At 36.6% G+C, this 7,713-nt stretch carries 7 protein-coding genes; 2 read left to right on the top strand and 5 right to left on the bottom strand.

What is annotated here, in order from left to right:
- Positions 1 to 52: 52 nt before the first annotated feature.
- From CF596_RS14005 to CF596_RS13990, 4 genes are all read right to left on the bottom strand, one after another.
- A complete protein-coding gene (locus CF596_RS14005; protein ID WP_096902830.1) occupies positions 53 to 292 on the bottom strand; it encodes a restriction endonuclease subunit S in 240 nt (79 codons plus the stop codon).
- Positions 292 to 1,866: a type I restriction-modification system subunit M gene (locus tag CF596_RS14000; RefSeq protein WP_096902829.1), complete on the bottom strand. Its 1,575-nt coding sequence runs from the start codon at positions 1,864 to 1,866 to the stop codon at positions 292 to 294. The genes CF596_RS14005 and CF596_RS14000 overlap by 1 nt, the downstream gene beginning before the upstream one ends.
- A gap of 158 nt (positions 1,867 to 2,024) precedes the next feature.
- Entirely contained in the window at positions 2,025 to 2,357 is a 333-nt protein-coding gene (gene mazF, locus CF596_RS13995; protein ID WP_096902828.1) for an endoribonuclease MazF, read from the bottom strand.
- Positions 2,358 to 2,603, bottom strand: coding sequence for an AbrB/MazE/SpoVT family DNA-binding domain-containing protein (locus CF596_RS13990; protein WP_096902827.1), 246 nt, complete (start codon positions 2,601 to 2,603; stop codon positions 2,358 to 2,360). It lies immediately after the preceding gene.
- Positions 2,604 to 2,789: 186 nt separating this feature from the next.
- Between CF596_RS13990 and CF596_RS13985 the strand changes: the two genes are divergently transcribed.
- Together CF596_RS13985 and CF596_RS13980 are read left to right on the top strand one after the other, a co-directional pair.
- Positions 2,790 to 3,407 carry a hypothetical protein gene (locus tag CF596_RS13985; RefSeq protein WP_096902826.1) on the top strand — a complete coding sequence of 206 codons (618 nt, stop codon included), beginning with the start codon at positions 2,790 to 2,792 and terminating at the stop codon, positions 3,405 to 3,407.
- 37 nt (positions 3,408 to 3,444) lie between these two features.
- On the top strand, positions 3,445 to 4,245 hold the full coding sequence (locus tag CF596_RS13980) for a DUF2971 domain-containing protein (protein WP_096902825.1): 801 nt from the start codon (positions 3,445 to 3,447) through the stop codon (positions 4,243 to 4,245).
- Positions 4,246 to 4,440: 195 nt separating this feature from the next.
- On the opposite strand, the gene CF596_RS13975 is transcribed toward CF596_RS13980, so the two are convergent.
- Positions 4,441 to 4,947: a plasmid replication DNA-binding protein gene (locus CF596_RS13975; RefSeq protein WP_096902824.1), complete on the bottom strand. Its 507-nt coding sequence runs from the start codon at positions 4,945 to 4,947 to the stop codon at positions 4,441 to 4,443.
- Positions 4,948 to 7,713: the final 2,766 nt, after the last annotated feature.

Here is a 7,713-nt window from a genome sequence, read left to right as displayed (position 1 = left end):
ATAGTATTCGTCGTTAGAAAACAATTATTGTGACATTATTTCAATGAGTTATCTATTTTTGTCGTGTACAGAGAATTTTTTTATAAAAATCATCAGAGATATTATTTACTTTTGAATAATTCATCTCACCATTTCGTGAGATATTTTGAGCAGATAAAAAAGGATACCCTCCCTCAGTAACATATTTGGGTGTGCTAGCAACGCCACACTTTAAAATATCCGTCAAGTCTTTTAACTTTTTAGACTCCCAATCCCCATCAAACTCTTGGAATCTTAACTTCGGTGCTACCATTACTTCACCTCCGCAAAAGGTGAATCAATGCCAAGCTCTTTGCAGAAATCAGCAATCACTTCATCAGTTTTCTGGCTTTGCTGCTCAAGGTCTTTGAGTTGCTGAGCAATGGCATTCAGATCAATTTCATCCTCAGCTTCAAAAGTATCGACATAGCGTGGAATATTCAGGTTGTAGTCATTGTCTTTGACTTCTTGCAGCGTAGCGACCTTGGCATATTTCTCAATATCTTGACGCTGTTCAAAAGCTGCAATGATCTTATCGAGATGCTCAGGCAGTAGCTTGTTTTGATTCTTCTGCTTTTCAAAGTCATTACTAGCATCAATAAACAGAATATCACCTGTATGGGTACGATTTTTCTTGAGTACCAAGATACAGGTTGGAATAGATGTGCCATAGAAGATGTTGGCAGGTAAACCAATGATGGTATCTACCACATTCATTTTCTCAATGAGGTACTGACGAATCACGCCTTCACTTGAGCCACGGAACAATACACCGTGAGGAAGAACAACAGCCATTGTGCCTTGCTCATCCAATTGATGAAGCATGTGTTGTACAAAAGCCATATCTGCTTTTGAGCTTGGTGCAAGTTTACCAAAACGGCTGAAACGTTCATCTTGTAGGAAGCTTGGGTCCGCTGACCATTTTGCTGAGAAGGGAGGATTGGCCACAACAGCTTCAAAACGCTGATCAATGTGCTGAGGACGTGTGAGCGTATCTTCTTGCTTGATGTCGAATTTCGCAAAGTGAACGTCATGCAAAATCATGTTCATTCGTGCCAAGTTATAGGTGGTACGGTTCATCTCTTGGCCGTAGATCATATCGACATCTTTGACTTCACGTTTTACACGTAGAAGCAATGAGCCCGACCCACATGTCGGATCATACACTGAACGTAGGCGATCTTTCCCTTGTGTCACAATCTTGGCAAGCAAGGTGGATACGGTTTGTGGGGTGTAAAATTCACCAGCTTTTTTACCAGCACCAGAAGCGAACTCACCAATCAGATATTCGTATGCATCACCCAATACATCTGATTCTGAATTATTGAGATCGAAGTCAATATTGTCGAGATGAGTGAGTACTTTGCTGACCAATTCATTACGGTCATTAGCATTATTGCCTAGCTTGGTTGAGTTGAGGTCAAGATCTTCAAACAGATTGGCAAAGTCATCTTCTGATTCTGCACCCAAAGTACTACGTTCAATTCCTCGCAAAGTATCTGACAAATCATCCAGAATGAATGTGCCTTGACGACCAAGTTCAGCAATGGAGTGGAACAATTGTTTTGGTGCTAGGGCATAGCCAACTTCTTCGACTGAGTTTTCTTTGATTCCATTGATCAATTCTGCATGATCGGGATTGCTTTCATCGAGTTGCTGATATTGTTCTGCAACGCCTTCATCCTTCAATAGTTCATTGGCAAAGGCAATCGCTTTTTCAGACAGATACTTGTAGAAAATGAAGCCTAGGATGTAGTCACGGAACTCATCTGCTCCCATTTTTCCACGCAAGTCATTTGCGATATTCCAAAGATGTTTTTGTAGTTGTTGAAGTTGAACCTGAGTCATGAAGCAAGGATCTCTAGTAATACCTAAATTTGCTTAAGTATAGCGATTATCTACTTATAAAAATTAAGTTTTTTGGTTTCTAACACCCGAACTGCGCATAAGAGATTTTATGTTAAATAAAAAGACACCTCTTAAAGGTGTCTCTGTGAAGTAACTAACTATTTAAGTAAAAGGTTAATTTTTTGTTTAACCTCAGCTAATTCTTTACTTGTTGCTTGCCCTTTTTTTGTGGCTTTCCGTGCAACCCAATCTAAACTTTTAACTTGATCAGATAAAGCAACGTTAGTTGGATTGCCAGCTATAGAAACTTCAAAAGGGTACTTTTTAATTTGTGTTGTCAGGGGGCAACAAATCAATAAGCTTGTTAGTTTATTGTATGAAGCTGGACTTAGAACTAAAGCTGGTCTATGGCCTGCTTGTTCATGTCCAGCTTGAGGTGTGAAATTAATCCAAATAATGTCACCAGCTTCTGGAACATACTGTTGATTCATTTAGAAAATTTCCTTACCAACCGAATATCCAGTATCTACTTCATTATGCAAATTTTCAGAGGTTATACCTGCTAATAGCTTTTCTAAAGACAGATCTGATTTCTTTTTAATCGGTTTAATAACAATAGATTTATTTTTCATAGATACTTCTACGATACTTTCTGGCTTTAGATTAAGACCATTCAGTAAATCAGCAGGTAAACGCAAAGCTGCACTGTTACCCCATCTTTTAATAGTTAACTCCATCTTGACCACCTACAAGTATATACTAATGTATATACATTAAAGCTTGGTGAGCCGTATGTCAATCTGAGCTAATTGGAGGATCAGTGGGTTAATATTAAGATTAAAAAATATTTTCACATCTAATCATATGTACAAAAAATAATGTAAGACTATGATAGTCAATCTATTATTTTAGCTAGTAAAATTATGAGTTCTATTGAAAGTGAAGATACGCATTACAAAGTAAAAATTGAGCTATTCGAGACAAATCATAACTATTTAACTGCAATTATGTTAAATCAAGCAAAAAAGGCAAAAGAAGAAGACATTGGGCATAAATTCAGATGGATTATTCCAGCTATGTCGTTTGCGGTATTTAACATTGAATCGATTTGCAATTTGTATGGTAGTCAATTAATTAAAAATTGGGAGTTATTAGAAAGTGCTAGTTTTTTGGGCAAAGTCTCTTTAGTTAGTGAAAAACTTGATTTAGAAGTAGATTGGTCTAAACAGCCTTGGCAAACTATTAAAACGATGAAAGATTTTAGGAATGCTTTAGTTCACTTAAAACCCAAAAAAACAGCAGCTAAATATGTTTTTGTAGAAAAAACTATAGATTTAGATCTAGTACCTCGTTATGCCCTTCTTATAGATGGTTATCCCACCAATAAGAAAAGTCTTATGTCTTATGTAAGTATTGAAAATATGGAAAAATTCATTGATGCTGCATCTGAATTGGAAAGATATTGGAGCTGGAGTTGTTATCATAAAAAATATGATATTCATCGTTATTCCACACCTATTACTGAAGTTCTTAATAGTTAAATTTAAAAAAAATGTAGATTGAAAAATAGGTAAGGTTTTGATTTTATATAAATATTATGGATTTAATTCTGGTGAGTCTGCTTTAGAAAGTGAAAGATTGGGTTTCAGGACTCCTACTCACTTTAATGATCCATTTGAAGCAAGTGTCGTAGAAGGAGAATCTTTTACTAAAGATCGTATTCAACAAACTTTAAATAATGTAGCTATTCTAAGTCTAACTAGAAACCCATTAAATTCGTTAATGTGGGCTCACTATGGGGATGAACATAGAGGTTTTGTAATTGGTTATGATGTAGAAATTCCTTTTTTAAAATGTAAAGAGGCTAATTTAATTCCAGTAGACAAAGGGAATGTTATATATACAAAAACTAAACCTTTTATTAAAACCTCTACTAGAACAACTACTACTTTATGTAATGCAATAGATGGTATTTATGACGATGAAGATAATCAAACAAAAGAGTTGATAGATCATTTATTTTTAAATAAAGACACAATATGGAGCTATGAAGAAGAAGTCCGTATTGTTAAGCGTGTTTCTTCTGTAATTATGGAGACACATGAATATTGGGAAAATCCCTATAATACATATTCAACACTTTCCAGAGAGATCAGACCTGGTTTTAGCCAAGAAATAATACCTGGCTTAAAAATTTACGATCATCAAGTAAAGATTAAGGAAGTATATCTGGGAGCAAGAAATTCTTATCTTAAGGATAAGGATGAATGTATTGCAAAACTTTTGCCTAAAGTTCAGAAAAAAGGTGCAAAACTGTATTCTGTCTCTGTTGAGACCAAATCATGGAACTTAGCTAAAACATTAATTAGGTCTTTATGATTTTTAAATATTTCTAAAATTAACATAATACGGATTATGCGAAATGCAATTTTTTATTTCTTATAATTCATAATCTTATGTCGATGTGAAAAGCCCAACTCAGCTGATTTGGGCTTTTTTGTTGATTATTCATGTTCCACGCTTAACTTTTGAGCAATGTTCCACGATTTTAATAAGATCAGGTGAACAATCCCCTCAGCCATTCGGCAGAAAAAATCGGCTCCAGAATCCTCTTTTTTCAGGTTCAGGCTCTACATGCTCTGGAACAGGTATTCGCTTATTCTCGATTATCTCTGATTCTTTAGGTGGCATTGCTATCACTTCTGCTGCTGGTTCAGGCTGTACTGATCCAGAATCTCCAGATTGAGTGGTATTGGGTTTTGGTGCTTCCAATAGGCGTTGCATCGTTTCAATCTGATTTTGATAAAAGGACTCCCTATCTTTAGCATCATCAAGCTGATTTTTTAGCATGTCTATCTGCTGTCTAAGCAGTAAAACTTCTGCCGAGTTTGGACTGTCTATTTTTACAGGTTCTTTTACATCCTGTTTTTTAGCAGGCTCTCCAAATACACGGATAGCTTCTGATAAATCAATTTTATTATCAGAATTTTTACTTAAAATTCCTTTGTTTATGTTGTTGTAAATTGTTTGTCTATTAATTCCATATAACTTTGATAACTCTATAACTGAAAGACTTTTCATGATGTAAAACTATGCCTAAATCTGTCAAAAGTGGATGTCTAATAGACTGTCTATTTTTACAATAGATTAATTTATCCTTTTACAAGTGTTTTGTCTAAATTTGCCTAAAATTAGGCATGGTTTGTCTAACTTATTAGCTGAAATCAAAAAAAACATGGATTTAATTTTTTGTTCAAAAAACAGACAAATAGATTAATTTTAAAAATCAAAGAAGGGAACTTTCTGAAAAAAAGTTGGTAACTTTTTTTGCCTGAAAACAGATAAGAATCATAAAGATGCAAAGGGGGGTAAAAAAAGTTGGTAACTTTTGGGAAACTAGAAGGTAACTTAAATTGTTGATAGAGCAAAGAAAAACCCCAAAATGTCTTGCAACATTTTGGGGTTTCGCTTTATATTTAGCGGTACGCAGTTATTTGATGGTGGAACATCAAATAACGAAGATCATAAGGTTTGGCGACCGTTATGATTTCACACTAAGGCTTTTGTACCTGTGCAGTTATTTTTACAGTTATGTGCAGTAATTACAAGTCCTAACCTGAATTACTTCGTTATTGAATCGTTTTGTGTCCATTAAATAAGCAAATTTGTATGCAAGCTTTGCCTGCTTCTGCGTGTCCATTTTTTATGGTTGGCATGCGGTGCATGTGGAGGGAATAAGTGTCACTGGTGCATCGTAGCGATCGTCGAAAGGCGGAACCGTTACAGGGGAATCCCACATAAGCGGAGCGTTGAGAGTAGTTGTATAGGTTGGTTAAGTTGTATGTTGGGGCAACCCTCGCAGAGATACCGCCATACTTCGACAGGGAGCGCGTGGGGGAAGGTGCAAGACCTTTAGTCCTTGTCTGCATAGTCAGCAAAACTATGTGCGGATACGACCGATGCGTGGCTCCGTCAGCCCGACAGGTAAATCGGCAATACTTAAGGGATGTTGATTTTTTTCAAAATCACGCCCTTAGGGTGAGTATTGCCGAAACTCTCTCAACGTTCACCATCAGCCCGAGCAAAGCGAGGGGTGTGGTGATCTTGAGTGAGTGAGAGCACTTAGTAGAATGCTTTTATTTATCTTAGACTTTGTTGAAAATACTGTTTAAACGCAAAAAATAGAGTGTTACAGCTCGATTAACTCTTTTTCTAATAAAAGATACATTCTTAAAATAAGATAGCTTAGATCGCAAACCAGAAAGAAATATAGATATTTATAATTATACAAAGACAAACCCAGCCCCTTAGAAGGGGTCTGGGTTCTTAAAACCACTAGTTTGTACGTATTTATACTGCATCAACAGTTTGAAAATATCCTTGTCGGCCAAGACAACTAATTTTCACGATTGTAGAATCGTTTTAAGACAGTTTTTCAAGTAAATCATGCTAGCCAAAGCATGTTGATACCACTCGATTATTACTTGAAAATTCTGTGTTCATTCACCTTAAACATCACCAACTTATCGGCATAGACTTTCCCAATTAACAGCGCTTACGTTTTTATTCGCTCGAACTGTCTGCAACCTCGATGTAGCTAAGGTTTTGTACTTGTCTGATTCTCTAACACTTCTAAAGACCGTCACCGATCACCACCTCGTTGTTTGCCTAGAATCGCTTTTCTGTGAACTCATCAATCAGAAATTAAATATCTACAACTCATACGGTGTGAAGTGCGCCCACGTTAGTCTTATTTGTCTTAACGAGTAGTACGCTTATCTCTAACTTAACTAAACTCAATTCCATATTCACCCGACCGCAGTTCCAAGTCTTGTCGGGGTTATATTGTAGAGTTAAATTAATAAGGTAAAGCACTTACTCTACGCATATCGACTGCCACCAACTATTCTATAGTTGTATGTTGACAGAGCCGAATTTACAGGCTTGAGCTATCCATTGACCGCCAAAGCAAATTGCAACGTATCTCTACGAGTTCAACAATTCACCGTGACGTGCCGAGAAATCCAGTTTAACACCTCATTCCCCTATGACCTCACGATCATCTCAAAAGCCCACCTGTGCGCCATGACTATGCCCTTACGAAGCATCTGCCAGTGCATCAACGCCATTATCAATCCTTGAAATGACTCCACATCACAAATAAAACAGGGTTAATTTACTAAGTTACCAGTCGTATGTTTTAAACGCTGATAGCCCGTTAATGCCCGTTTCCGTGTCGCCCCAATGCGCCATATAAAAATATGGGATTTGACTTGGGTAACAGGTAGAAAGAGGGAGTCACACCCTCTAGCCCCTATCGTAGCCGCGCCAGCTAGATTTCTCACGCACGCAGCTTCACCGATAAAACTTTTCACAACTTGGCAGGTTGCGAAAAGGGGTGATGTTGTTTGTTCATGGTTGGCAATCCATGAACAAACAAATTTAATCAATTTGAATGTTTGGATTGGCAGTCCAACTAAAAAACAACTTCTACAAAACCCATCTTATGCGTAGTAGATACTGTGTCAAGTCGAATTTTAGGGAACAGGAACTGCTAATTATGCGATAGCATAATTCGGTTATAACTACCTATAACTAGTCTTTTAGATATAACCTTTAAAAAAATCTTTGGAATCCCTTTAAGAATCTACAAATGAGGGTATATTAATCATTAAATTTTTGGACTAAATAAGAAAAAATGATTTATTACACCACTGGCATAAAAGAGTTCACTCATACGACCCTTGCATGTTTCAGCAAAGGTTACGATTTGGGAATTTTGATTAAACCGAGCAGTTTTAGTAATGCAGAATCCATGCTTGAAAAGTGGAATGACCGCTATGGTTT

The sequence above is a fragment of the Acinetobacter sp. YT-02 genome, assembly GCF_002412355.1.
Classification (GTDB): domain Bacteria; phylum Pseudomonadota; class Gammaproteobacteria; order Pseudomonadales; family Moraxellaceae; genus Acinetobacter; species Acinetobacter towneri.
The sequence above is the reverse complement of the archived record's forward strand: the minus strand, read 5'-3'. Positions and strand labels throughout refer to the sequence as shown.

Bases quoted from the DNA above. Each gene is read 5' to 3' on its own strand.
- CF596_RS14000 (WP_096902829.1), bottom strand. From the start codon at position 1,866: ATGACTCAGGTTCAACTTCAACAACTACAAAAACATCTTTGGAATATC.
- CF596_RS13975 (WP_096902824.1), bottom strand. From the start codon at position 4,947: ATGAAAAGTCTTTCAGTTATAGAGTTATCAAAGTTATATGGAATTAAT.
- CF596_RS14005 (WP_096902830.1), bottom strand. From the start codon at position 292: ATGGTAGCACCGAAGTTAAGATTCCAAGAGTTTGATGGGGATTGGGAG.
- CF596_RS13985 (WP_096902826.1), top strand. From the start codon at position 2,790: ATGAGTTCTATTGAAAGTGAAGATACGCATTACAAAGTAAAAATTGAG.
- CF596_RS13990 (WP_096902827.1), bottom strand. From the start codon at position 2,603: ATGGAGTTAACTATTAAAAGATGGGGTAACAGTGCAGCTTTGCGTTTA.
- mazF (WP_096902828.1), bottom strand. From the start codon at position 2,357: ATGAATCAACAGTATGTTCCAGAAGCTGGTGACATTATTTGGATTAAT.